Origin of the sequence: Collimonas sp. OK607, assembly GCF_900111995.1 — a bacterium.
GTDB lineage: Bacteria > Pseudomonadota > Gammaproteobacteria > Burkholderiales > Burkholderiaceae_D > Collimonas.
Window position 1 is genome coordinate 35,987 of sequence record NZ_FOKF01000015.1, and the last position, 23,324, is coordinate 59,310.

Annotated in this window: 19 protein-coding genes; 10 read left to right on the forward strand and 9 right to left on the reverse strand. The window is 56.8% G+C overall.

What is annotated here, in order from left to right:
• Positions 1 to 24 precede the first annotated feature (24 nt).
• Positions 25 to 1,362 carry an MFS transporter gene (locus BM029_RS12200; RefSeq protein ID WP_092436351.1) on the forward strand — a complete coding sequence of 446 codons (1,338 nt, stop codon included), beginning with the start codon at positions 25 to 27 and terminating at the stop codon, positions 1,360 to 1,362.
• A 172-nt stretch (positions 1,363 to 1,534) separates the two neighbouring features.
• Here BM029_RS12200 and BM029_RS12205 read toward each other — a convergent pair whose 3' ends face one another.
• Positions 1,535 to 2,719: a GNAT family N-acetyltransferase gene (locus BM029_RS12205; RefSeq protein ID WP_244545021.1), complete on the reverse strand. Its 1,185-nt coding sequence runs from the start codon at positions 2,717 to 2,719 to the stop codon at positions 1,535 to 1,537.
• Positions 2,720 to 2,850: 131 nt separating this feature from the next.
• Here BM029_RS12205 and BM029_RS12210 point away from each other — a divergent pair, with 131 nt between their 5' ends.
• The 5 genes from BM029_RS12210 to BM029_RS12230 all read left to right on the forward strand — a co-directional run bounded on the left by BM029_RS12210 (position 2,851) and on the right by BM029_RS12230 (position 9,565).
• The gene (locus tag BM029_RS12210; RefSeq protein ID WP_092436353.1) at positions 2,851 to 4,905 is read left to right on the forward strand and encodes an NAD(+) synthase; all 2,055 of its coding nucleotides are present in this window, start codon (positions 2,851 to 2,853) and stop codon (positions 4,903 to 4,905) included.
• A gap of 196 nt (positions 4,906 to 5,101) precedes the next feature.
• Entirely contained in the window at positions 5,102 to 5,440 is a 339-nt protein-coding gene (locus BM029_RS12215) for a P-II family nitrogen regulator (RefSeq protein WP_038487829.1), read from the forward strand.
• A gap of 294 nt (positions 5,441 to 5,734) precedes the next feature.
• Entirely contained in the window at positions 5,735 to 6,979 is a 1,245-nt protein-coding gene (locus BM029_RS12220) for an SfnB family sulfur acquisition oxidoreductase (RefSeq protein ID WP_092436355.1), read from the forward strand.
• 4 nt (positions 6,980 to 6,983) lie between these two features.
• Positions 6,984 to 8,192 (forward strand): SfnB family sulfur acquisition oxidoreductase, encoded by a 1,209-nt coding sequence (locus BM029_RS12225; protein ID WP_092436357.1) that lies wholly within the window; start codon positions 6,984 to 6,986, stop codon positions 8,190 to 8,192.
• A gap of 2 nt (positions 8,193 to 8,194) precedes the next feature.
• On the forward strand, positions 8,195 to 9,565 hold the full coding sequence (locus BM029_RS12230) for an LLM class flavin-dependent oxidoreductase (protein WP_092436359.1): 1,371 nt from the start codon (positions 8,195 to 8,197) through the stop codon (positions 9,563 to 9,565).
• A 10-nt stretch (positions 9,566 to 9,575) separates the two neighbouring features.
• Here BM029_RS12230 and BM029_RS12235 read toward each other — a convergent pair whose 3' ends face one another.
• The gene (locus tag BM029_RS12235; RefSeq protein WP_244545022.1) at positions 9,576 to 10,934 is read right to left on the reverse strand and encodes a cation:proton antiporter; all 1,359 of its coding nucleotides are present in this window, start codon (positions 10,932 to 10,934) and stop codon (positions 9,576 to 9,578) included.
• 405 nt (positions 10,935 to 11,339) lie between these two features.
• On the opposite strand from BM029_RS12235, the gene BM029_RS12240 reads away from it, so the two are divergent.
• Positions 11,340 to 12,140, forward strand: a complete 801-nt coding sequence (locus BM029_RS12240; RefSeq protein ID WP_170851058.1) for an enoyl-CoA hydratase — start codon at positions 11,340 to 11,342, stop codon at positions 12,138 to 12,140.
• A gap of 33 nt (positions 12,141 to 12,173) precedes the next feature.
• Here the strand turns inward: BM029_RS12240 and BM029_RS12245 are convergent, their stop codons facing one another.
• The 4 genes from BM029_RS12245 to BM029_RS12260 all read right to left on the reverse strand — a co-directional run bounded on the left by BM029_RS12245 (position 12,174) and on the right by BM029_RS12260 (position 15,363).
• The gene (locus BM029_RS12245; RefSeq protein ID WP_092436457.1) at positions 12,174 to 13,157 is read right to left on the reverse strand and encodes a bifunctional helix-turn-helix transcriptional regulator/GNAT family N-acetyltransferase; all 984 of its coding nucleotides are present in this window, start codon (positions 13,155 to 13,157) and stop codon (positions 12,174 to 12,176) included.
• 163 nt (positions 13,158 to 13,320) lie between these two features.
• A complete protein-coding gene (locus BM029_RS12250) occupies positions 13,321 to 14,085 on the reverse strand; it encodes a fused MFS/spermidine synthase (RefSeq protein WP_244545023.1) in 765 nt (254 codons plus the stop codon).
• Between the two features lie 73 nt (positions 14,086 to 14,158).
• Entirely contained in the window at positions 14,159 to 14,971 is an 813-nt protein-coding gene (locus tag BM029_RS12255; protein WP_092436360.1) for a fused MFS/spermidine synthase, read from the reverse strand.
• A gap of 38 nt (positions 14,972 to 15,009) precedes the next feature.
• On the reverse strand, positions 15,010 to 15,363 hold the full coding sequence (locus tag BM029_RS12260) for a YkgJ family cysteine cluster protein (RefSeq protein ID WP_371329115.1): 354 nt from the start codon (positions 15,361 to 15,363) through the stop codon (positions 15,010 to 15,012).
• Positions 15,364 to 15,649: 286 nt separating this feature from the next.
• On the opposite strand from BM029_RS12260, the gene BM029_RS12265 reads away from it, so the two are divergent.
• Positions 15,650 to 17,398: a SulP family inorganic anion transporter gene (locus tag BM029_RS12265; RefSeq protein ID WP_092436364.1), complete on the forward strand. Its 1,749-nt coding sequence runs from the start codon at positions 15,650 to 15,652 to the stop codon at positions 17,396 to 17,398.
• A 37-nt stretch (positions 17,399 to 17,435) separates the two neighbouring features.
• On the opposite strand, the gene BM029_RS12270 is transcribed toward BM029_RS12265, so the two are convergent.
• The gene (locus BM029_RS12270) at positions 17,436 to 17,630 is read right to left on the reverse strand and encodes a ribbon-helix-helix protein, CopG family (RefSeq protein WP_092436461.1); all 195 of its coding nucleotides are present in this window, start codon (positions 17,628 to 17,630) and stop codon (positions 17,436 to 17,438) included.
• Between the two features lie 173 nt (positions 17,631 to 17,803).
• Here BM029_RS12270 and BM029_RS12275 point away from each other — a divergent pair, with 173 nt between their 5' ends.
• Entirely contained in the window at positions 17,804 to 18,949 is a 1,146-nt protein-coding gene (locus tag BM029_RS12275; protein WP_092436366.1) for a PA0069 family radical SAM protein, read from the forward strand.
• Positions 18,950 to 18,984: 35 nt separating this feature from the next.
• Here BM029_RS12275 and BM029_RS12280 read toward each other — a convergent pair whose 3' ends face one another.
• Positions 18,985 to 19,635, reverse strand: coding sequence for a Smr/MutS family protein (locus tag BM029_RS12280; RefSeq protein ID WP_092436368.1), 651 nt, complete (start codon positions 19,633 to 19,635; stop codon positions 18,985 to 18,987).
• Positions 19,636 to 19,689: 54 nt separating this feature from the next.
• Positions 19,690 to 20,646 carry a thioredoxin-disulfide reductase gene (trxB, locus tag BM029_RS12285; RefSeq protein WP_092436370.1) on the reverse strand — a complete coding sequence of 319 codons (957 nt, stop codon included), beginning with the start codon at positions 20,644 to 20,646 and terminating at the stop codon, positions 19,690 to 19,692.
• A gap of 328 nt (positions 20,647 to 20,974) precedes the next feature.
• Here trxB and BM029_RS12290 point away from each other — a divergent pair, with 328 nt between their 5' ends.
• Positions 20,975 to 23,314, forward strand: a complete 2,340-nt coding sequence (locus BM029_RS12290; protein ID WP_092436372.1) for a DNA translocase FtsK — start codon at positions 20,975 to 20,977, stop codon at positions 23,312 to 23,314.
• The last annotated feature ends 10 nt before the right edge of the window (positions 23,315 to 23,324 follow it).

Consider the following 23,324-nt stretch of genomic DNA (forward strand, 5'->3'; position numbering starts at 1 on the left):
AATAAAATTCAAGGAGACAGCAGTATGAGTACACTTCTAACAACCGGTGCTGAAGATGGTGCTGCAACTAACAGCGATGCCCAAAGCATATTGGACGTTGCGATCAATAAAGTGAAATGGCGGATATTGCCTTTATTCGTCGTCATGTTCATCGCAAATTACATTGATCGCGTCAATATCGGCTTCGTCCGTTCCCATCTGCAAACCGACCTCGGCATAGGCGCTGCGGCATTCGGACTTGGAGCGGGCCTGTTTTTTGTAGCCTATGCGGTATTTGAGGTGCCTTCGAATATCTTACAGCAGCGTTTTGGGGCGAAAGCCTGGCTGACCCGCATCATGTTCACATGGGGCGTCGTGGCTACGGGCATGGCGTTCATTACCGGTGAAACATCGTTCTATGTAATGCGCCTGTTGTTGGGAGTAGCCGAAGCCGGCTTCTTTCCGGGCGTCGTGTATTACTTTACCCAGTGGCTGCCGAACAGCGAACGCGGCAAAGCAATGGCGATTTTTCTGAGCGGATCGGCTCTGGCATCCGTGATTTCCGGCCCTCTGTCCGGCGCGCTGCTGCAGATCGAAGGCGGCGGATTCCACGGCTGGCAATGGATGTTTATTATCGAGGGACTCGCATCGATTGTCTTGTGTGTTGTCGTCTGGTTCCGGCTTGATTCCCATCCACGTGACGCGAAATGGCTGACCGACGCCGAGCGCAACGCTTTAGCGGAGGTTATCGACGCCGAACAAAAAGAGCGTGAAGCCAACCGGCCAAAACATGTGAGTTCATTTGCATTGCTGAAAGATAGCCGCATCGCGCTTTTCTGTTTCATCTATTTCGCGATCCAGTTGACTATCTATGGCGCCACGTTCTGGCTCCCAAGCATCATCAAGAAAATGGGGCATTTCAGCGAATTCCAGGTCGGTTTGTTCAACTCCATACCTTGGCTGATCTCCATCGTTGCAATGTACATTTTCGCCTCTCTGGCGACGCGCTTCAAGCATCAGCAGATGTGGGTGGCGATAGCGCTCGTTGTTGCAGCTTGCGGGATGTTCATGTCTACCACCAGCGGCCCGGTCTTTGCGTTTGTGGCGATCTGCTTCGCCGCGATAGGGTTCAAGGCGGCTTCCTCGCTTTTTTGGCCTATTCCCCAAGGCTATCTGGATGCCCGGATCGCGGCTGGTGTTATCGCACTGATTAATTCAATCGGTAATTTGGGCGGTTTCTTTGCACCTGCAACCTTTGGCTACCTGGAGCAAAAAACCGGGTCGATCCAGGGCGGGCTGTATGGTCTGGCGATTGCGTCGGTAATTGCGGCAGGGTTGGTCTTCTGGACTAAAAAAGGATCTTCACGGATTGGCGGCAGGTAACGGAAAGAAGTAGGGTGGGCACGCTTCTGTGCCCACGCTGAAATCACTTCACGTACATGCCGATTTCCGTGCCGCGGAGGCCTTTGCTCCGGTTATCGCGGTCACGCGTGGGCATACATGCCCACCCTACGATGCCGCTGCAAATTTGCCGGCTAGTCCTGATCAGCGCGTGCTAAGGCGGCGCCGATCGAAATGGATTGCGATCATTCAGTTCATCCATATAACTATCGATGCCATCGGCCTCGCGCTCCAGGAAATTGGCTACCGCGTCGGCGAAGGCCGGATGCGCCAGCCAGTGCGCCGACCAGGTTTTTTGCGGCAGAAAGCCACGCGCCATCTTGTGTTCGCCTTGGGCGCCACCTTCAAAGCAGGCGATTTTCTGTTCGATACAGAATTCCAGGGGCTGGTAGTAGGCGGTCTCAAAGTGCAGGCACGGGACGAACTCCAGTGCGCCCCAATAACGGCCGTATAAAGTTTGATCGGTATAGATCAGCAGCGACGATGCAATCGGCCGACCGTTGCGTTCGGCCACGATCAGCAGGATGTTGTGCGGCATGCTGGCGCCGATCCTGAGGAAAAAATCCAGGTTCAGGTAAGGTGTGGAGCGATGCTCCGCATAGGTTTGCGCATAACAGCGGTTGAAAAATATCCAGTCAGCCTCAGTCGCATCTTGCCCGCGCACCCGGCGCAGGCGTACCCCCGCATCAGCTACCTTGCGCCGCTCGGCGACGATATTCTTGCGCTTTTTGCGTTCCAGCGTATCGAGAAATTCAGTGAAATTACGATAACCAGGGTTCAGCCAATGGAACTGGACCCCGCTGCGCAACAGGAAACCAGCTTGTTGCAGGGCCTCGGCTTGCGCGGCGGGCGGATACAGGATGTGGGTGGAGGAAGTCTGCGTATCTTTGCGTAATGACTTCAACACATCGATCAGCGCCGCCCGCGCCTGGTCGTCGCGCGCCAGCAGGCGGCCGCCGGTGACGGGTGTAAACGGAATCGCCGACAGCAGTTTCGGATAGTATTCCAGGCCGTTGCGCTCATAGGCATCGGCCCAGGCCCAGTCGAACACGTACTCGCCGTACGAGTGAAATTTCACATACAAGGGCAGGGCGGCAATCAGGCGCGGCTGGCCGTCAACTTCATCCCACATTGTCACGTATTGCGGTTGCCAGCCTGACTTTTCCGAGGCGCTGCCGCTTTCGTGCAAGGCATGTAGAAAAGCAAATGACAGGAAGGGATTAGCATCGGCCTGTATACCTAGCAGTTCGTCCCATGCTGCCTGGCCTACCTCGCTCAGGGATGAAATGATGCGCGTGGTAGGCTTGGTTGTTGTCTGGGTTGTAGTCTTATTAATCAAGGACTTGGCGAGCCGTGAATGTGGGTGGTGAAAGGGTGGAGTTTAGCATCGCTGCCAACGCTCTGCCGCCCGCTCTCAAGGGTAAGGCATTAGCATGCGATAATTAGCATATCAAGCAGAGTGCAGGAAGAATGATGACAACCAATAAGTTTCTGAACCTTTACTCCCATGATTTTGCGCGTGTCGCGGTCGCCATCCCGAATTGCCGGATAGCCGACCCGGCTTTTAACGCCGCCGAAACTATCGCGCTCGCCAGACAGGCAGAGCAGCAGGGAGCTGTGCTGGTGGCGTTTCCGGAGCTGGGTTTGTCCGCCTACACCTGCGACGACCTGTTTCACCAACGTGCTTTGCTGGATGCCTGCGAAGCTGCCTTGGCTACAATAGTGGAGGCTTCGGCCACGCTGTCGCCGGCCATGATCGTCGGCTTGCCGTTACGCGTCGAGCATCAACTGTTCAATTGTGCAGTGGTGATTGCCGGTGGCCGGATCCAGGGCATCGTGCCCAAGAGTTACCTGCCAAACTACGGCGAGTTTTATGAGATGCGCCAATTCAGCCCCGCTGACAATACCGCAATCCGCCAAATCCAGTTGTTCGGCGCCAGTATTCCATTCGGTACCGGCTTGCTGTTCGAGGTCAGCAACCTGCCGCTCCTGCGATTCCATGTCGAGATTTGCGAAGATGTGTGGGTGCCGATTCCGCCCTCATCGTTTGCGGCGCTGGCCGGCGCCAGTGTCCTGGTCAATCTCTCCGCCTCGAATGTGGTGGTGGGGAAGGCTGGCTATCGCCATCAGCTGGTGGCGCAGCAATCCGCGCGCTGCCTGTCGGCGTATTTGTATACCTCGGCCGGCAAAGGCGAGTCGTCGACCGATCTGGCCTGGGATGGCCAGGGCCTGATTTATGAAAACGGCGAACTGCTGGCAGAATCCGAGCGCTTCCTGGACCATTCGCATGTCATCTTTGCCGATGTCGACCTTGAGCGATTGTCGCGTGAACGGATGCGCCAGACCACTTTCGGGCAGTCGGTCCGGCGTCATGCCGACGAGGTGGCCAAATTCGAGGTGCTGCGCTTTGAACTGGCGCTACCTTTGGACCAGGCCCTGCCGTTGGCGCGCAAGGTCGAGCGTTTCCCCTATGTACCGGCCGATACCAAGCGCCGCGACGAACGTTGCACCGAGGTCTACAACATTCAGGTGCAAGCGCTGGTGCAGCGCCTGTCGGCCAGCAAGATATCCAAAGTGGTGATCGGCGTTTCCGGCGGCCTGGATTCAACCCATGCGTTGCTGGTCTGCGCTAAAGCGATGGACCGCCTGAACCTGCCGCGCTCAAATATCCTGGCTTACACCATGCCCGGTTTTGCCACCAGCGACCGCACCCTGCTGCAGGCACGGCAACTGATGCAGCTGGTTGGCTGCACGGCGGCGGAAATCGACATCCGCCCCAGCTGCCTGCAAATGTTGAAAGATCTGGGCCATCCTTATGCTGCGGGCCAGGACCAGTTCGACATCACTTTCGAAAACGTCCAGGCCGGCGAGCGCACCAATCATCTGTTCCGGCTGGCGAACTTCAATCACGCGATTGTCATCGGCACCGGCGACCTGAGCGAGCTGGCTCTGGGCTGGTGTACTTACGGCGTCGGTGATCACATGTCGCATTACAACGTCAACGCCAGCGTGCCGAAGACCTTGATCAGCCATCTGGTACGCTGGGTGGCCGAGACCGGCGCCATCGGCGGCCAGGGTTCCGATGTGCTGCTGAACGTGCTGAGTACCGAGATCAGTCCGGAACTGGTGCCAGGCAAGGCCAGCGGCAAGCCAGAGCAGATTACGGAAGATGTCATCGGTCCGTATGAGTTGCAGGACTTTAACTTGTACTACATCCTGCGCTACGGCTTTGCGCCGTCGAAAGTCGCTTTCCTGGCGTTTTCAGCCTGGCAAGACAAGACTAAAGGCAGCTGGCCCCATGATGAGAAGATAGTGCGGAACCAGTACGACCTGGCGGCGATCAAGCGCAACCTGGCGATCTTCCTCGACCGCTTTTTCAGGACCAGCCAGTTCAAGCGTTCCTGCGTACCGAACGCGCCTAAGGTCGGTAGTGGCGGTTCGTTGTCGCCGCGCGGCGATTGGCGTGCGCCTAGCGATTCGGACGCGACCGTGTGGCTGAACGACCTGGCGAATATTCCCGACTGATCGTTTCTCTGCCCAAAAATAGGGAGAAAGCGGGTTGTTATCGCCGTTGTTGTAGATTTTGTCGCAGATATTGATTTACGGTTATAGACAAACCGAGTTTTTCCTATACTCTTACAGGTTGAGCTTTAACCATGCTGTGCCGTTATTTTAGGCGCAGCGCTGCAAAGATTTATGTTTAATGCCTAAAGGAGTTGTCATGAAGCAAATTACCGCCGTTATCAAACCCTTCAAGCTGGACGAGGTGCGTGAAGCCCTTGCCGAAGTTGGCGTCACCGGCCTGACCGTGACTGAAGTAAAAGGCTTCGGCCGTCAGAAAGGCCATACCGAGCTGTACCGCGGCGCGGAATACGTGGTCGATTTCCTGCCAAAAGTGAAAGTTGAACTGGTAATCGACGATGCCCTGACTGAACGTGCAGTCGACGCCATCATCAAAGCTGCGCGCACCGGCAAGATCGGCGACGGCAAGATTTTCGTGCGTAATATCGAACAAGTGATCCGTATCCGTACCGGCGAAACCGGTCCTGACGCAGTCTGATGCAGTTTTTGTAGCGCACTGACGTTACTGCCTTCTCCTCCGCAATTCTCTATCTTGGCCGCGGTCCTTCGATGTAATGGATGACTGACCGCGGCGCCAGGTTTACCCGACCGGCTTTCCGGTATCTCCGAACTATCCGCATCGTTTCTTTCAAAAAAGCTATAGAGCATTTTCCGCATACTCTCGGACGTTTTTCTTATTGGACGCGGCTTGCCCCCGCACGCTATCGTTTCTTCCTTCGCAATGGATTGCAATCACGAGTTGCAATCTGGCGCGCCACAGAAGAGGTGATTCATGTCGTCTATCGCGACAGCAGCAATTGAGGCAAGCCCGGTCGACCTGTTACCCCGGGTCGTTCCGGCGCATCGCATCGGTAGCGACCAGGAAGCATTGGATGTAGCGCATGCGCTAGCGGCCGAATTCCGTACCGGCGCCAGTGAGCGCGACCGCGAACGGCGTTTGCCGTGGGCGGAAATTGAAAAATTCTCAGCCAGCGGCCTGGGTGGCATCAGCGTTCCAAAAGCATTTGGCGGCGCCGAGGTTTCCTACCGCACGCTGGCCGAAGTATTCCGCGTATTGTGCTCAGCCGATCCTGCCTTGGGACAGATTCCGCAAAACCATTTCGGCATTCTCGGCGTGGTCGCGCAGAGCGCGGACGCTGCGCAAAAAGCCCGCATCTACGCCGATGTCCTTGCCGGCCAGCGGATTGGCAACGCCGGGCCGGAACGCGGCACCAGGAATATATTGGAGATGAAAGCGCGCTTGCTGGAAACGCCCAACGGCTATCTTCTGAACGGCAAGAAATTTTATTCGACCGGCGCCTTGTTTGCCCATTGGGTGCCGGTAAAAGCGCTTGATGAGCAAGGCCGCGTTGTGCTGGTATTTGTCAGGCGCGGCACACCCGGCCTGACTATCGTCGATGACTGGTCTGGCTTTGGCCAACGCACCACTGCCAGCGGCACGGTGTTGCTGGATAACCTGCCAGTGGCCACTGAAAATGTGTTACCGCTGTATAAACAGGCTGAGCAGGCCGGCATCCAGGGGCCGGTTTCGCAATTGATACAGGCTGCGATCGACGCCGGCATAGCCGAAGCGGCGATCGATGATGCGATCAGTTTCGTCCGTACCCGTTCGCGTCCTTGGGCCGATAGCGGTGTTGAACGTGCCAGCGACGATCCCTACATCATTCGTGATATCGGCGATCTGAAGATCCGCCTGCACGCGGCTAACGCGTTGCTAGCCAAGGCTGCTGGCGTACTCGACCAGATCGCCACGGTCGCAATAGATGCCGAAGCATCGGCCCGCGCTTCGATTGCGGTCGCCAAAGCTAAGGTGCTGACCACGGAGATTGCGCTGCACGCCAGCGAGAAACTGTTTGAACTGGCTGGTTCCGCCGCGACTTTGGCGGAACAGAATCTTGATCGCCACTGGCGCAATGCGCGTACCCACACCTTGCACGATCCGATGCGCTGGAAGCTGCATGCCATCGGCAATTATCTGCTGAACGGCATCGCGCCGGCGCGCCATTCCTGGAACTGACATTATGACTACTCATATCCATGCAGCCGAAGGCCCGCTGGTGCGTATCCTCGACGACATCCAGGCGCTGGCCGTAGCACGGGCGCTGGCGGCGGCGTTTACCAAAGAAGCCAGCCAGCGCGACCGCGAGCGGCGACTGCCGTTGAGCGAACTTGAACAATTTTCCCGTTCCGGCTTGTGGGGGATATCCGTGCCGCGCGCATACGGCGGCGCCGGCGTATCGTATGCCACGTTGGCTGAAGTGATCGCCACCATCGCCGCAGCCGACGGCTCGCTGGGACAGATTCCGCAGAACCATTTTTATGCGGTCGAGATTCTGCGGGTGAACGGCAGCGATGCGCAAAAGCGTTTTTACTTTGAACGGATCCTGGCCGGCGAGCGGTTCGGCAACGCCCTGGCAGAGCTTGGCACGCGTACTTCGCAGGAGCGGCGCACTCGCCTGAGCAAGGATGGCGAGGGATTTCGTATCAATGGCCGCAAATTCTATGCGACCGGCGCGCTATACGCACACCGGATTCCGGTATCGGTGATCGATGACGACGGCGTGCAGCAATTGGCTATCGTCAAACGTGACGCGGCCGGGGTGGAGGTGATCGACGACTGGTCTGGTTTCGGCCAGCGCACTACTGGCAGCGGTTCGGTTGTGCTGGACAATGTGCGGGTCGAAGCGGACGAAGTACTGCCGTTCCAGAGCGCCTTCGAGCGTCCGACTACATTGGGGCCGCTGGCGCAATTACTGCATGCGGCGATCGACGTCGGTATCGCCCGGGCGGCACTACGTGATGCTGCCGAATTCGTGCGTACCCGTTCGCGTGCCTGGATCGACAGCAAGGTGGAACGTGCCATCGACGATCCCCTGACGGTGCGTGAATTTGGCGATCTGGCGGTGCGTCTGGCTGGCGCCGAAGCGCTGCTTGAAATAGCAGGAGAAGCGGTGGGCCGCGCTGCATCGGCGCCAACTGTCGAAAGCGTCGCCGCCGCCTCGATCGCGGTGGCCGAAGCCCGCGTCCTGACTACGGAAATATCGCTGGCTGCAGGCAGCAAACTGTTCGAACTGGCCGGTACGCAAGCCACCCTGTCCGAACATAACCTGGACCGGCACTGGCGCAACGCCCGCACCCACACGCTGCACGACCCGGTGCGCTGGAAATACCACGCGGTCGGCAACTACTACCTAAACCACAAAAATCCACCGCGCCACGGTGCGATCTGACAATGCCGAAGAAACAAATCCGCCTCAACGCGTTCAACATGAATTGCGTCGGACATATCAACCATGGCTTGTGGACGCATCCGCGCGATCATTCCACCGAATACACCAGCATTGAATACTGGACCGAGCAAGCCAAACTGCTGGAGCGAGGCAAGTTCGATGGTTTGTTCCTGGCGGATATCGTCGGTGTCTACGATGTCTATCAAGGCTCTGCCGACCTGACTTTGCGCGAATCGATCCAGCTGCCGGTCAACGATCCGTTGTTGCTGGTGTCGGCGATGGCTGCGGTGACGAAGCATCTGGGTTTCGGCGTCACCGTCAATCTTACTTACGAGGCGCCGTATCTGTTCGCACGCCGCATGTCGACCCTGGATCACCTGACGCGCGGCAGGATCGGCTGGAATATCGTCACAGGTTATCTGGACAGCGCGGCGCGTGCCATGGGTTTGAGCGAGCAACCGGAACACGATGCGCGATACGAGCGCGCCGAAGAATTCATGCAGGTGCTGTACAAGTTGTGGGAAGGCAGCTGGGAAGAGGGCGCTGTGCTGCGCGACCGCCAACGCAGGATCTTCGCCGATCCTGCCAAGGTACATCGCATCAATCATCTCGGCCCGCATTATCAGGTCGACGGCTACCACCTGAGCGAGCCATCGCCGCAACGCACACCGGTACTGTATCAGGCCGGTGCTTCAGACCGCGGCCAGCAATTTGCGGCTGCCCATGCCGAGTGCATATTCATTTCCAGCCAGAAGCCAGAGGCAGCGCGCAAGCTGGTCGCCGACTTGCGCGATCAGGCGCAACTGGCCGGCCGTCATCGCCATGACCTGAAAATTTTCATGGGCATCTCGGTCGTCGTGGCACAGACCGCCGCCGAAGCACGCGAGAAATATGCCGAATACTGCCGCTACGCCAATCCGGAAGCCGGCCTGGCGCACTTTGCCAGCGGTACCGGGTTTGATTTCTCCACCTACGGCATCGACGAAGCGATCAAACCGGCCAGCAGCAATGCGATCCAATCCTCCGCCAAGGCGGTGACGGCCGCCGGTGCCGGTTGGACCGTGCGCAAGTTACTGGATCAGCTTGCGCTGGGCGGACGTTACGTGACCATCGTCGGTTCGCCGCAGCAGGTGGCGGATCAGCTGGAAGCGTGGATCAGGGATACCGATATCGACGGTTTCAACCTGACTCGGACGGTAGCGCCGGAAAGCTTTGAGGATTTCGTCGACCTGGTGATTCCTGAGTTGCAGGCGCGCGGCTCCTACAAGCTGGAATACGAAGACGGTACTTTGCGCGAGAAATTGTTTGAGGCCGGGCAGCCGGTTTTACCGGCGAGACATCCAGCGGCTGCCTTTCGTCGATCTGAGCGGTGATGCGCGATAATCAGGGGGTTTTCTGTCGCCGGCGGCGACGTTGATACATATCCATCAGCGGCGTCGAGGAAATGCCATGCATGACGATCGACATCGCCACCACCGTCAGCACCATCGAGCTGATTTGCGGCGCCAGCGCTGACGATCGATAACCGGCGGGCGCCAGCCATGGAAATTGCAACGCAAACACCAGATAATACAGTGAACCGATTCCCTTGATGCCAAACCATGCCATCAGGCGCCGTTGCAGAGATGTGACTTTGGCGCCTGTCAACGCGAGCGCAACCGAGAGTGGCCGAATCACAAAAAACAGCAACAAAGCAAGCAACGCTCCTGCCGCGGAAAAGCCGATATGCGATAACAGGATGCCGGTCAGGGTCACCATCACGAACTCGGCAAATTGTTCCAGCTGCTGATTAAAACCAAGTACCGTTTCTGTCATATATGCCGAAGCTTTCGCCGGATGGGTGGCAACTTTTTCTTTATGGCTCGCCGGAGCGATATGCACCACGTTCTGGCGCTGATCAGGATCCACCTCTTGCAGGCCGCTATTGGTCGACTCAATGCGACGCATAGCCAGGCCAGCCGCAAACACTGCCAGAAAACCAATGCCATGAATCGCCTCTGTCACGCCATAGGTCAGCGCGATCAAGCCGATGCCGAGGAATTCCTCCATGCCCAGCGCCAGGCGGAAACGCAGTCGCAGACCCACTACCAGGCGTCCGACTAGCCAGCCGATAAACCAGCCGCCGACCAGTCCGGCCACCACGCCCCAGGCCACATGCAGCATCGCATGAGTATTGATATAGGCGGTTGCCGACGGCACGCCGAGCAAGGACAGGCCGAGCATGACAAAGGGAAAGGCGGTGCCATCGTTCAAACCACCTTCACCAGTCAGGCTGTAGCGAATCCGGTCGCGGTCGCTGACGTCTTTTATCTGCACGTCGGATGCCAATACCGGATCGGTAGGCGCCAAGATGCCGCCCAACAGGATTGCAGCGCCCGGCGGCAAGTTGAACATGAACACGCCGGCCAGCGCCACCAGCGGAATCGTGACAAGCATCGCCAGCACGCCCAGCCGTAGCGGCAGGCGCCAGATGGGATTGCGAAATGGCAAGCGCAACTTCAGGCCGACGGTAAACAACGACAGCAGCAATGCCATCTTGGCCAGCGTCGTTAGCAGTTCGGCATGCTGGACCGGTGAAACATTGATCAAGCCGGTCACCGCGGGCCCCAGGACATAGCCGACAGGCAGATAGAACATTGCCAGGCTGATCGGCAGGCGATCCAGTAACGACGCCATCAAACTCATCGACAACAGCAGGGCGCCGACGATCAGATACCAGATGATTGATTGGTCGATGGCCATACCTCCCCGCACGAAATGATGAGAAAACGTCAAGCGGCGTGCATTTTTACCCACGCGACATAACTATCCACAGTGTCGCATGGCGCAAACCGTAGCGTCAGTGCGTTATCGAACCTAGTGCTTTAGTGATAAGTAATTAGCAAAGAAAACCCAGAGTGTTGCAACTTAAGGTTTTTTTGCACCGCGTTGAAAAGCGTAAATCGCTTTTCGCTGGAATTCTGTTTGTTGCGTGTAGTTCCTTATGGAGTAGAGCGGTATTTTCGCAAATCACCGGCGTCAACAAGTCATTCTTGCCGCAGGATTGCATGCTTGCAGCCGAACCGGCGGGTGGAAGTGTCGATCAGCGGAGTAAAATGATTCAGGGTGCAAAACACTGAATCTAGCCGTTGACTCGGAGGCGTCGCAATGGATCACGTTAATTTGACCGAATTGACCGAAGTGATGCTGCAAAAAGAGAATTGCAACGGTGTCGTGACATTACGCATGAACCGGCCGCTGCAGTTCAACGCCTTGTCCGAGGTGTTGCTCGACGCCTTGCGGCACGAGCTGGATCTGGTTGCCGACGATCCCGGCGTTCGTTGCGTGGTCCTGGCTGGCGCTGGCAAGGCGTTCTGCGCCGGCCACGATTTGCGCGAAATGCGCAGCCATCCTGACCTGGCCTACTACAAAACCTTGTTTATCCGCTGCAGCCGGTTAATGCAGAGTATCCAGGCGCTGCCGGTTCCGGTGATTGCGCGGGTGCATGGCATTGCTACTGCCGCAGGCTGCCAACTGGTTGCCAGCTGCGATTTGGCGATTGCCTCGGACACCGCGCAGTTTGCCGTCTCCGGCATCAACGTCGGCTTGTTTTGTGCAACGCCGGCGGTCGCCTTGTCTCGCAATATTTCATCAAAACGCGCCTTCGACATGTTGATCACAGGACGCTTCATCGACGCTGCAACGGCCAAGGACTGGGGCTTGATCAATGACGCGGTTGCAGAAGACCAGCTTGACGCAGCGATAGCCGGCAAAGTGGCTGAAATCATGGCAAAAAGCCCGGCCGCGGTGCGTCACGGAAAATCGATGTTTTACCGGCAGCAGCAGATGAGCTTGAGCGACGCTTACGATTACGCCAGCGACGTCATGGCCCGCAACATGATGGAACACGATGCGGGTGAGGGGATCGATGCCTTTCTGGACAAGCGCCAGCCGGTGTGGGCGTTTTGAAGGTAACGTCGCCACCTGGATTTTTCACGAAGATCAACCGCGTACGTTGTCGGAGGAACGGCTAAAACGTTGTTCGACAACAGTTGTTCCCCACTGCGATCCCTCCGCTTCGTCTGTCAGTTTAAAGCCCGACGATTCGTACAGGTGGCGCGCGGCGTCGAGGCCTTTGAAGGTCCACAGGTATGTCTCGTCGAACCGGTCATCGACAAAATCCATAGCCAGCGAGAGCAGGCGACGTCCGACGCCGGAGCCGCGCAATGCATCGTCAACGATGAACCAGCGCAGGTGAGCTATACCGGTGGTTTCGTCGCCATCTATCGCGATCGAACCTAATGTCTTGCCGTTTTCGACATAGAGCCAGAGCGCCTTGTTTTTGGCAGGCAGGGCCTGGGCGAATTCGGCCAGTTCCGTGGCTACTCTCCTTTCGAAGAAAACACCGAAGCCGGATGCCCGCGAATAGTAGCGTGCATGCAGGCTTGCAATATCGCCTATGCATCCAGGCTGGTAGCCTTGCAGGATCTGCTGGTCTGCCGATCCCTCCGGCCGCTGCGCTTTGCCGGCGTTGTTCTGCGTCAGCGCATCCGTGTACAGAGCCAGGGATCTGATCAATGTCTGCTGTTCGGCGGAGGTCAGCTGTCGCAGTGCGTTGGATACCTGGTCGGTTGCAAAACGATCGATTTTCTCGCGCAGTTTCTGACCTGTTTCCGTCAGATGGAGCCTGAAAGAACGTCCGTCATCGTCTGCGCTCTCGCGACTTACAAGACCGAGCGTTTCAAGTTTGGCCACCTGCCTGCTGGTATTCGACTTGTCCAGCCGTAGCACGCTAGCCAGGTTCCGCGCCTGGATGCCAGGCACAAGGCCGATTTCGATGATTGCATGCACCGCCGAAGGGGCGAGATCACTGTCTGCTAAAGACGGGCGCATGAAACCGAGTTCGCGCACCAGTTTCCGGGAGAATTCGCGTAATTCCAGAATCGTATGTTCTTTGGGTTTGACTGGAAAATTGAAATAGTCCATGCCGCCCTCAATAAGGTTGCTAATAAGGTTGCGTAACACAACCAATATAATTGCGAAACGCAACCAAATCAAGATAGGATTTCAAATTTGCTTAGGTCAGATACATCAGGACTCAATTAATTAGATGAGATTGTATTTTTGGTATTAATTTTGATATTTTTCGTTAAATTTGATTGGCGAACTGGAACGACGGGACCAGTTCCGATAGCTGCAGGTCGAAGCGCTGATCCAATTTCCGGGCACGATTGAGCGCCGCCGGCCGAAATATGCCTGGATCATTTTCTTTGACGAAAAAGGCGACGTAGTTGTGGCTGTCATCGGTCCTGCACCACCATATACGCCAATCCGTATCCAGTGGCGCCTGGGCAATAGCGGGGGCCAGGGAAGTTGGATGGTCCCATAAATTGGATACCAGGACGCCCTGCGGAATGAGGCTGCGCAGGCAGGCAGCATAGAAATCGCTAGTACTTAATTCAGGTGCTGCGCCATCGGCAGAAAAGCCATCCAGCATGATGACATCAGCGATATTTTCCTGCCGGGCTTGCATGTATGCTGCGGCGTCTGCATGGATGATTTGCAGGCGCCGGTCATCGGCTGGAATCATGAATTCGTCGCGCAACGCAATGACTTCGGCGCTCAGCTCCAGCACGGTGATGCGGGTTGACGGTAAATGTCGATAGCAATACTTGGCCAGCGATCCACCGCCCAGCCCGACCATCACAATGTGTTTTGGCGCTGCCTGAAATAACAGGAAACCCATCATCGCTCGCGTATAACTCAGCAACAGCTTGTCAGGCGCAGAAATCGACATTGCGCTTTGTATATATTTTTCGTCGAAATGCAGTGTGCGCATGTCGTCGTTGTCGAAAACAAAGGGCTTTCCTCCACTTTGATGGAGCAGCAATTCGAAGGGATCGGGATTAGTCATGCGGCGTCACATCTAGAGTCCTGTCGCCTGGCAGGCGCAAATAAAGGAACAGCATCTCTTGTTATCCGAATCCTTATCCTGCACGCAGCTGTCCAGCGGAAAGGCGTAGCGCTGCGATTAATTTATCATTTCTGCGCTGCCGCAATATGTTTTGTGCGGTAATGCGAAGCATTAGCGCATGGCTGGGCTCCAGATCCTTCAGTCTATTCATGATGGCCTGATCCGACGTGTCCAGTAGTTGCCCTTTGCATGCGAATACAATCATGTTGTTGGATTCCAAAGCGTCGACTGCAATCACCGCACCGTCAAAGCTGCGTTGAATGCGGTCGAGGTAGAGCGTCATATCTACTCTGCTGCCCAGCAAATTGACGACCATGATGCCCTCGGGCGCCAGCGCCTGATAACAATCATCGTAGAAGGCCTGGCTGCATAACTGGGGCGGTTGCCCTGTGTGGTCGAATCCATCCACCAGCAAGATCTCGTAATCGCCATCAGCATGCCGTACCAGGTCGCGCCCATCCTGGAAACGAATCTGCAGTCGGCTATCATCGTCAGGAATATGGAAATGATCCTTTAATGCGATTATTTCAGGGTTGTTCTCGGCGACTACGATCGACGCTTGTGGCAGGTTGCGATAACAATATTTGACGAGAGAGCCGCCGCCGAGCCCGATCATGGCGATCGTCTCAGGGCTTTGCCTGAATAGCAGAAAACCCATCATCGTCACCGTGTAACCAAGTAAAAGTGCATCGGGCGCTGTTACGTACATCTCGCTCTGAACCGCTGTATTGTCGAACTGCAGGGACACAGAATGAGCGTTTTTATAGATGAAAGGTTTGCCGTCGCTGGAAAACGCTGAAAGTTCGCGGATATTTTCTAAAAGCATGGTTGTATCTTCAACGTCATCGGGTAAAAACAGAGTTATCAAACCAGTACGTGGCGTGTTTGTTCGAAATAGCGGTAGACCCGTTCTTCAATAGCGGGAGCGACCATTGTCGCGGGCCGCTTGCCGTTCGGGCAGGCCAGGCGGGGTGTCGTTCCGAACAGCCGGCAAATCAGCGGACGCTCCTCATATACCTGGCAACCATCGGTTCCGAGATGCGGGCAGCTTAATGCGGCAAGCGCAGCTTCCTGCTGTCGTTCACTCTTGCGCGGCAGTCTCGCCATTTCAAGGGTGGACGCCAACACAGGGCCGCAGCAATCGTGACATCCCGGAACGCAGGCAAATGCCGGGATACGCTCCCTGAAAAATTTGATTGTCTGGCTGTGTTTGTCCAACTCGTCCAGTATGTCCTGTTTGTCCATTAACTACTCGCTACTCGCATCTGCAGAATTTGAAGCGCCGAATTTATGATAATTTGATTATCATAATATGATTGCATATGATCATAGCATACGCATATGGTGTAAATTAGAACTAAGTAATCCAGGCACGAACGGAGCGCTGTCACAAATTTATGTATGCCTGGTCCAGCAATGCCGTCGGATTGCGTGGCGCTGGTCCGAATAACGAAACGGTTTCACGCCCCATTCATTTACGACTCAACATGATTCACGGTGATCTGTGATTAATATTCTGGAAGCTCGCAAGGCAGGTCTCTTTGCGCGAGACAAACTGTTGCCAAATGTGATTGCAGGCGCGATCGTCGGTGTGGTGGCGCTGCCATTGTCGATGGCTTTTGCGATCGCTTCAGGAGCCCGGCCCGAACAAGGTTTGTACACGGCAATCGTCGCCGGTTTCGTGGTTTCGATGTTTGGCGGGAGCCGAGCCCAGATCGCCGGGCCTACCGGCGCCTTTATCGTCATCCTGGCTGGCATTACGGCCAAATACGGAATCTCCGGCCTGCAGATAGCTACCTTGATGGCCGGCGCGATGCTGTTGTTCATGGGGGTCGCAAAAATGGGCAGCGTTATCAAATTTATTCCGGCGCCAGTAATCGTCGGCTTTACGACGGGCATCGCCGTGATCATCTGGGTAGGGCAATGGAAGGATTTTTTCGGTCTGCCTGCGATTCCTGCCGGGCATTTCCATGAAAAACTCTGGTATCTCATTGAGGCCTTACTGCACCTGCAACTGCACCCGGCAACGACTGCCATTGCGCTACTCAGCTTGGGCCTGGCAACTTGTTCTTCCAGGCTTGGCCGTCTGAAACGCATCCCCGGACCGTTGCTGGCGTTGGTTGGAGCCACCATGTTGCAGTCGATTTTTCATTTCAACGGCGTAGCCACCATTGGCAGCGCTTTCGGCGAAATCCCGCAACATTTGCCGTCGCTCTCCATGCCGGCCATTACCATGTCGCAGATCGTCGAATTGATAGGCCCGGCGTTTACGATCGCCATGCTGGGCGCGATCGAATCGCTGTTGTCAGCGGTAGTAGCCGACGGCATGGTCGGCAGCAAACATGATTCGAACCAGGAGTTGATCGGCCAGGGTTTGGCCAATATGGTGACGCCCCTGTTCGGCGGCTTTGCCGCAACCGGGGCCATAGCGCGGACGGCAACCAGTATCCGTAATGGCGGCAGCAGCCCGCTAGCCGGCATTATTCACGCCATCATGCTGGTCCTGGTAATTGTATTCCTGGCGCCGCTGGCGACGAATGTTCCGCTGGCGGCGTTTGCTGCGATCCTGTTCGTGGTTGCTTACAACATGAGCGAATGGCGGCATTTCGCCAAAATGATGCGTCGCGCCCCACGTGCCGATGTCATCATTTTGCTGGTGACCTTTTTGTTGACGGTGCTGACGGATTTGGTAGTAGCCGTCAATATAGGTGTCATCCTGGCGATCATGCAGTTCATGCGCAGGATGGCGTCAGCGGTCGAGGTGCAGCATTTTTCCGAGCTTGAATTGAAAGCTGAACTGGCTCAGCATGGCTGGACAACATTGCCACCCGGCGTGCTGGTCTACGCGATCGAAGGGCCGGTTTTCTTCGGCGCCGTCGAGAATTTTGAACGGACGCTGATTCATACCCACACTGATCCTCGGACACTGATACTGCGTTTGCGCTGGGTGCCGTTCGTGGATATGACGGGGCTGCTAACCTTGGAGGAAGTGGTGCTGAACATGCAGAAGCGCGGGGTCCGGATGATATTGTGCGAGGCTAATCTCAAAGTGAAAACAAAGCTGGCGCGGGCCGGGCTGCTGGAGTTGATCGGCACCGCAAATTATCACGAGGATTTTGCATTGGCCTTAAGCCGCAGCCGGGAGTTGATGGAAAACGATATTCACGCTCGGCACATACCAGCAAAAATAAGCGTCTATGCGGAAAATCTGATCAAAACCAGCAAAGACTTTTTTTTGGGCGGGAAAGACTGATTCGGCAAAACGGATGTTTCGCCTGACGACAGCAAGGTTATTTTTTGCCCGGCTTGGGTGCCTTGATGACGGCTTTCGTCGCGTAGTCGACGTCATGCCTCTCAAGGTACTCGCGGATCATCTGGCGGATCACCTGGGATGGCGTCAAGTCTTGCGCAAGACATAGCTCATCGAACGCTTTCTTCTTGACCGGATCGATCAGGATTGTAAGTCGCGCAGTTTTTGATTCCATGGGATGAATAAGTATTAATGATAATTTGATTATCATTATACACAGCCCGCCTCGCACATCCGAGCGATCCGACTGCCTATTTCATAGACCCAAAAAGGAGTTGCTGGCTTACCGTTGCAAACTGCAAAATTTGCAGTAATATACTGTATATATATACAGTAATTGGCGGTATGATGTCAGAATTTCAAAAGAAACCTTTTCCCCAGATAATCCAATTTCAGGCGCCAGGCGTAGCGCGCAAGGGCCGTGGCGCGACCAACAATATGCAAGGTCGCTATGAAATCGCGCAGCGCGAGGATTTTGATGATGGCTGGGCCGCCGAGGACGACCAGCTTGAGCCGGCAGCGGTGCGGACTATTGTCACCGAGGAACAGGCAAAGAGCATCCTGAGTCGTAACGCTTCGCCGGATTTGCCATTCAATGTGTCCTTGAATCCATATCGGGGATGTGAACATGGGTGCATTTACTGCTTCGCCCGGCCGTCCCATAGCTACCTGGGTTTGTCGCCCGGACTGGATTTCGAGAGCCGGATTTTTGCCAAGGTCAACGCGCCTGAAGTGTTACTCAGGGAGCTGGCCAAACCTTCCTATATCCCGGAGTCGATTGCGCTGGGCATCAACACCGACGCCTATCAGCCATGCGAGCGTGAATTGAAACTTACCCGGCGCATCTTGCAAGTGCTGCACGATTGCGAACATCCGCTCGCCTTGATTACCAAGTCATCCCTGATAGAGCGCGATATCGACCTGCTGGCCAGCATGGCGGCTAAACGGCAGGCGGTGGTGGCCGTTACCATCACCACGCTTGATCCAGCCATCGCTCGCACCCTGGAGCCGCGCGCCGCAGCGCCGGCGCGGCGTTTGCGCACGATCCGCACGTTGGCCGAGGCGGGTATCCCGGTCAGCGTCAGCGTTGCGCCGATGATCCCGTTTATTACCGAGCCTGATCTGGAGCGGGTGATAGAGGCGGCGGCCGAAGCCGGTGCGGTGCGCGCAAGTTACATCGTGTTGCGCTTGCCGTGGGAGGTGAATCCGTTGTTCCAGAATTGGCTCAATGCGCATTTTCCAGAGCGGGCCAATCGAGTGATGAATCGCATTCGCGAGATGCGTGGCGGCGCCGATTACGATGCCGATTTTGCTACCCGCATGCGCGGCGAGGGTGTGTGGGCGGATCTGTTGCGGCAGCGTTTTGAAAAGGCCTTGATCCGGTTCGGCATGGCGCAGCGCGGGTCGTTTGCGACGCTGGATGCAAGCCGCTTCCGGCGGCCGTATGTGCCGCCGGAAAAAGACCTGCGGTCAGGTCAGTTGGGTTTGTTTTAGCGGGGGCGGAAGATGGCAAGAGGGGCAGAGGGTTGTTACGAGGCGGGCTGGCCCTTGAGCAGCACCAGCAAGGCGCCGGAACCGCCTTCGGCGGCAGTGGCCTGGCAGAAGGCCAGTACTTCTTCCTTCTGTACCAGCCAGTTGCGGACTTTGGATTTCAGCACCGGTTCCTTGTTGACCGAACCGAGTCCCTTGCCGTGGATGATGCGGACGCAGCGCCAGCCACGTTTGGCAGCCAGGCGCAGGAATTCGGCCAGGGCTTCGCGCGCTTCTTCGCGCCGCAAGCCGTGCAGGTCGAGCTGTTGCTGGATGGTCCAGTGGCCGCGCCGCAGTTTGCGCATGACGTCGGGACCGATGCCGTTGCGGGCAAAGCTGAGCGATTCGTCGCTGTGCAGCAGGGTTTCGATGGTGAAATCGTCCGACAGCGATTCTTGCAGCGCTGCTTGTTCGTCCGCCAGATGCTGGCGCGCGATCGGTAAGGGGCGCGGCACGCTGGGGGTGAATTTGGGCGGTACGGTTAATGGTTTGACGTTGCCGATGCTGCTGCGAAAGATGTCGGCGTCGCGCAGTGCTTCCTGTTCGCGGCGCTGACGCTCGGCGGCAGCGGCCTGACGTGCTTCGTCCTGCGCTTTGAGTTCCTTGCGCATCGACTTGAGAGCGTTGAAGTCCTTGATCGGGCCGGCCATGATGTGTGACTCTAAGAATTTGTAGGGTGGGCACATCGTGCCCACCCGTGAACTTTAATCTTCGAGGAACCGCTGTGCATCCAGCGCCGCCATACAGCCGGTGCCGGCGCTGGTGATGGCTTGGCGATAGATGTGGTCCTGGACGTCGCCGGCGGCAAACACGCCTGGCACGCTGGTGGCGGTGGCCATGCCTTCGAGACCGGTCTTGGTCTTGATATAGCCATTATGCATTACCAGCTGGCCGTCGAAAATCTCGGTGTTCGGCTTGTGGCCGATGGCGATGAAGACGCCGTGCAGAGTGATCGGCGTGATGCTGCCGTCGGCGGTCGACTTGATGTTGATGCCGGTGACGCCACTGGCGTCGCCGGTGACTTCTTCCAGCGTGTGGTTGTACTTGATGACGATCTTGCCCTCGGCCACTTTGGCATTGAGGCGGTCGACCAGGATCGGCTCGGCGCGGAACTTGTCGCGGCGATGGATCAGGGTCACCTTGCTGGCGATGTTGGACAGGTACAGTGCTTCCTCGACCGCGGTATTGCCGCCGCCGACCACGGCGACTTCCTGGCCGCGGTAGAAGAACCCGTCGCAAGTGGCGCAGGCGGACACGCCTTTGCCCATGAAGGCTTCTTCCGACGGCAAGCCGAGGTATTGTGCCGAGGCGCCGGTGGCGATGATCAGGGCGTCGCAGGTGTATTCACCGGAGTCGCCGATCAGGCGAAAAGGTTTTTCCGATAACTTGGTGGTGTGGATATGGTCGAAAATGATTTCTGTCTTGAATTCTTCTGCGTGTTTGAGCAGGCGCTGCATGAGTTCCGGACCTTGCACGCCGTGCGGATCGCCGGGCCAGTTCTCGACGTCGGTAGTGGTCATCAGTTGCCCGCCTTGCTCGACGCCGGTAATCAGCACCGGGTTCAGGTTGGCGCGGGCGGCGTAGACAGCGGCGCTGTAACCGGCAGGTCCGGAGCCGAGAATCAGGACATGGGCGTGTTTGGCGGGTTTGGTAGTGGTCATGTGTGCCCTCAGGTAACAGATATCAGGTAACTGATCATGACAGTGGATTTATCGCGGGTAGCGGATAAATATTGTCAAGATCATCAAATTGGGTGCAAAAACTCGGTAAGATTATAGTCTACACGTGTGCGGTGCATCAAAATTCCATGCCCGCCGATCCTGCTCTTTTGTCTATGTTTCAATTGGAAACATCAAACACTGGTTATATATATAGGTATTGGGTGCATAATTTCAACTTGCGATTGCATGCCAGGCAGCAATCAGTGACCATTAGGTAAGCATTCAGTAAGCACCGAGATACAACAACGTAGCAACACTCACCGGATTTATGACTAGAACAAGCCAAGCCTATACCCGCAACACCAAACCGCAGGAAGCGCAGCCGCTGCCGAGCCGTCTGGTCCGGCTTTTGTATGAAGCGCGCTGGATCGCCTATGCAGTCATCACAGCCTATCTGATCATCATTTTCGCTACTTACTCGAAATCCGATCCCGGCTGGTCGCACGCCAATGTGGTGCCGCATCTGCACAACTGGGGCGGCCGTATCGGCGCCTGGCTGTCCGATCTGATGTTGTTCGTGTTCGGCGCTTCCGCATGGTGGTGGTGTGCGCTGCTGTTGCGCACCTTGTGGCAAGGCTACAAGCGTATTTCGCAGCGTTTCCTGGTGGATAAAAAAGGCGAGCCGGAACATCATCAGGAAGGCCTGATCCGCGGCGCCGGCTTCGTCTTGATCCTGGTCGGCAGCATGGGCATCGAATATACCCGCATGTCGACGCTGCACATGCAGCTGCCGCGTGCGCCAGGCGGCGTCCTGGGCCAGTTGATCGGCAGCGGTGCGCAAACCGCGCTGGGCTTTACCGGCTCCACGTTATTCTTGCTTTTGCTGATTGCATTGGGCATCAGCCTGTTTTTCCATGTCTCATGGCTGACCGTGGCTGAACGAATCGGCGCCGGCATTGAAAATGGCGTGCTGTGGCTGAAGGATTTCTATGTGGCCCGCGAAGACCGCAAGGTAGGGCAGGTGGCTGCCGTCAAGCGCGAAGAGGTAGTGGTGCAGGAGCGCGCCAAGATCGTTGTAGCGCCGCCGATCAGGATAGAACCGCAAATCGTCGCGGTGCCAAAATCGGAACGGGTCGAGAAAGAAAAGCAAAGCGCCTTGTTCACGGATCTGCCGGACACCAATCTGCCGCCGCTGTCGCTGCTGGATGAAGCGCCGCCGCAGCAGCAGACCGTGAGCGTCGAAACGCTGGAATTCACTAGCCGCCTGATTGAGAAAAAACTCTCCGATTTCGGCGTGCAGGTCAAAGTGGTGGCCGCTTATCCGGGGCCTGTGATTACCCGCTACGAAATCGAGCCGGCAACCGGCGTCAAGGGCAGCCAGATCGTTGGCCTGGCGCGCGACCTGGCGCGTTCGCTGTCGCTGACCTCGATCCGCGTGGTTGAAGTGATTCCAGGCAAGATGTTCATGGGCCTGGAGTTGCCTAACCCTAAACGTCAAATCGTGCGCCTGACCGAGATTCTCGGTTCCAAGGTATATAACGACGGCGTCTCCAGCCTCACCATCGCGCTCGGCAAGGATATCGCCGGCCATCCGGTGGTGGCTGATCTGGCCAAGATGCCGCACTTGCTGGTGGCAGGTACTACCGGTTCGGGTAAATCGGTGGGTATCAACGCCACCATCCTGTCCTTGCTCTATAAATCAGATCCAAACCAGGTGCGCCTGATCCTGATCGATCCGAAAATGCTGGAACTGTCGATCTACGAAGGCATTCCGCACCTGCTGGCGCCGGTGGTAACCGACATGCGCCAGGCCGGCCATGCGCTGAACTGGGCTGTCAACGAGATGGAGCGCCGCTACAAGCTGATGTCGAAAATGGGCGTGCGTAACCTGACCGGTTACAACCAGAAGATCACCGAAGCCGACAAGCGTGAAGAGAAAATCCCGAATCCGTTCAGCCTGACGCCTGATGCGCCGGAACCGTTGGAGAAATTGCCGACTATCGTGGTCATTATCGACGAGCTGGCCGACCTGATGATGGTAGTCGGCAAGAAGGTGGAAGAACTGATCGCACGCATCGCCCAAAAAGCGCGCGCCGCCGGCATCCACTTGATTCTGGCGACGCAGCGCCCATCTGTAGACGTAATCACCGGCCTGATCAAGGCCAACGTGCCGACCCGGATCGCATTCCAGGTCAGCAGCAAGATCGATTCGCGCACGATTCTCGACCAGATGGGGGCGGAAGCGCTGCTCGGCATGGGCGACATGCTGTACATGCCGCCGGGCACCGGCTTGCCGATCCGTGTGCACGGCGCGTTTGTCTCGGATGAGGAAGTGCATCGGGTAGTTGATTACCTGAAGGAACAAGGCGAGCCGAATTACATCGAAGGGATACTCGAAGGCGGCGTGCTGGAAGATGGCGGCGACGGCGCGATCGGCGGCGCAGCTGCCGGCGGCACCGAAGGCGACGAGTTGTACGACCAGGCGGTGGCGGTGGTGCTGAAGAACCGGCGTGCCTCGATTTCGCTGGTACAGCGCCATCTGCGCATCGGCTACAACCGCGCGGCGCGCTTGCTGGAACAAATGGAAACAAGCGGGCTGGTCTCAACCATGCAATCCAACGGCAACCGGGAAATCCTGGTGCCGGCTGGTAATAGCAATACGGAGTAATACGGAGCAA

Excerpts from the sequence above, each read along its gene's own strand:
- BM029_RS12200 (WP_092436351.1), top strand. The coding sequence starts at position 25 with ATGAGTACACTTCTAACAACCGGTGCTGAAGATGGTGCTGCAACTAAC.
- BM029_RS12210 (WP_092436353.1), top strand. The coding sequence starts at position 2,851 with ATGATGACAACCAATAAGTTTCTGAACCTTTACTCCCATGATTTTGCG.
- BM029_RS12215 (WP_038487829.1), top strand. The coding sequence starts at position 5,102 with ATGAAGCAAATTACCGCCGTTATCAAACCCTTCAAGCTGGACGAGGTG.
- BM029_RS12220 (WP_092436355.1), top strand. The coding sequence starts at position 5,735 with ATGTCGTCTATCGCGACAGCAGCAATTGAGGCAAGCCCGGTCGACCTG.
- BM029_RS12225 (WP_092436357.1), top strand. The coding sequence starts at position 6,984 with ATGACTACTCATATCCATGCAGCCGAAGGCCCGCTGGTGCGTATCCTC.
- BM029_RS12230 (WP_092436359.1), top strand. The coding sequence starts at position 8,195 with ATGCCGAAGAAACAAATCCGCCTCAACGCGTTCAACATGAATTGCGTC.
- BM029_RS12235 (WP_244545022.1), bottom strand. The coding sequence starts at position 10,934 with ATGGCCATCGACCAATCAATCATCTGGTATCTGATCGTCGGCGCCCTG.
- BM029_RS12240 (WP_170851058.1), top strand. The coding sequence starts at position 11,340 with ATGGATCACGTTAATTTGACCGAATTGACCGAAGTGATGCTGCAAAAA.
- BM029_RS12245 (WP_092436457.1), bottom strand. The coding sequence starts at position 13,157 with ATGGACTATTTCAATTTTCCAGTCAAACCCAAAGAACATACGATTCTG.
- BM029_RS12250 (WP_244545023.1), bottom strand. The coding sequence starts at position 14,085 with ATGACTAATCCCGATCCCTTCGAATTGCTGCTCCATCAAAGTGGAGGA.
- BM029_RS12255 (WP_092436360.1), bottom strand. The coding sequence starts at position 14,971 with ATGCTTTTAGAAAATATCCGCGAACTTTCAGCGTTTTCCAGCGACGGC.
- BM029_RS12270 (WP_092436461.1), bottom strand. The coding sequence starts at position 17,630 with ATGGAATCAAAAACTGCGCGACTTACAATCCTGATCGATCCGGTCAAG.
- BM029_RS12275 (WP_092436366.1), top strand. The coding sequence starts at position 17,804 with ATGTCAGAATTTCAAAAGAAACCTTTTCCCCAGATAATCCAATTTCAG.
- BM029_RS12280 (WP_092436368.1), bottom strand. The coding sequence starts at position 19,635 with ATGGCCGGCCCGATCAAGGACTTCAACGCTCTCAAGTCGATGCGCAAG.
- trxB (WP_092436370.1), bottom strand. The coding sequence starts at position 20,646 with ATGACCACTACCAAACCCGCCAAACACGCCCATGTCCTGATTCTCGGC.
- BM029_RS12290 (WP_092436372.1), top strand. The coding sequence starts at position 20,975 with ATGACTAGAACAAGCCAAGCCTATACCCGCAACACCAAACCGCAGGAA.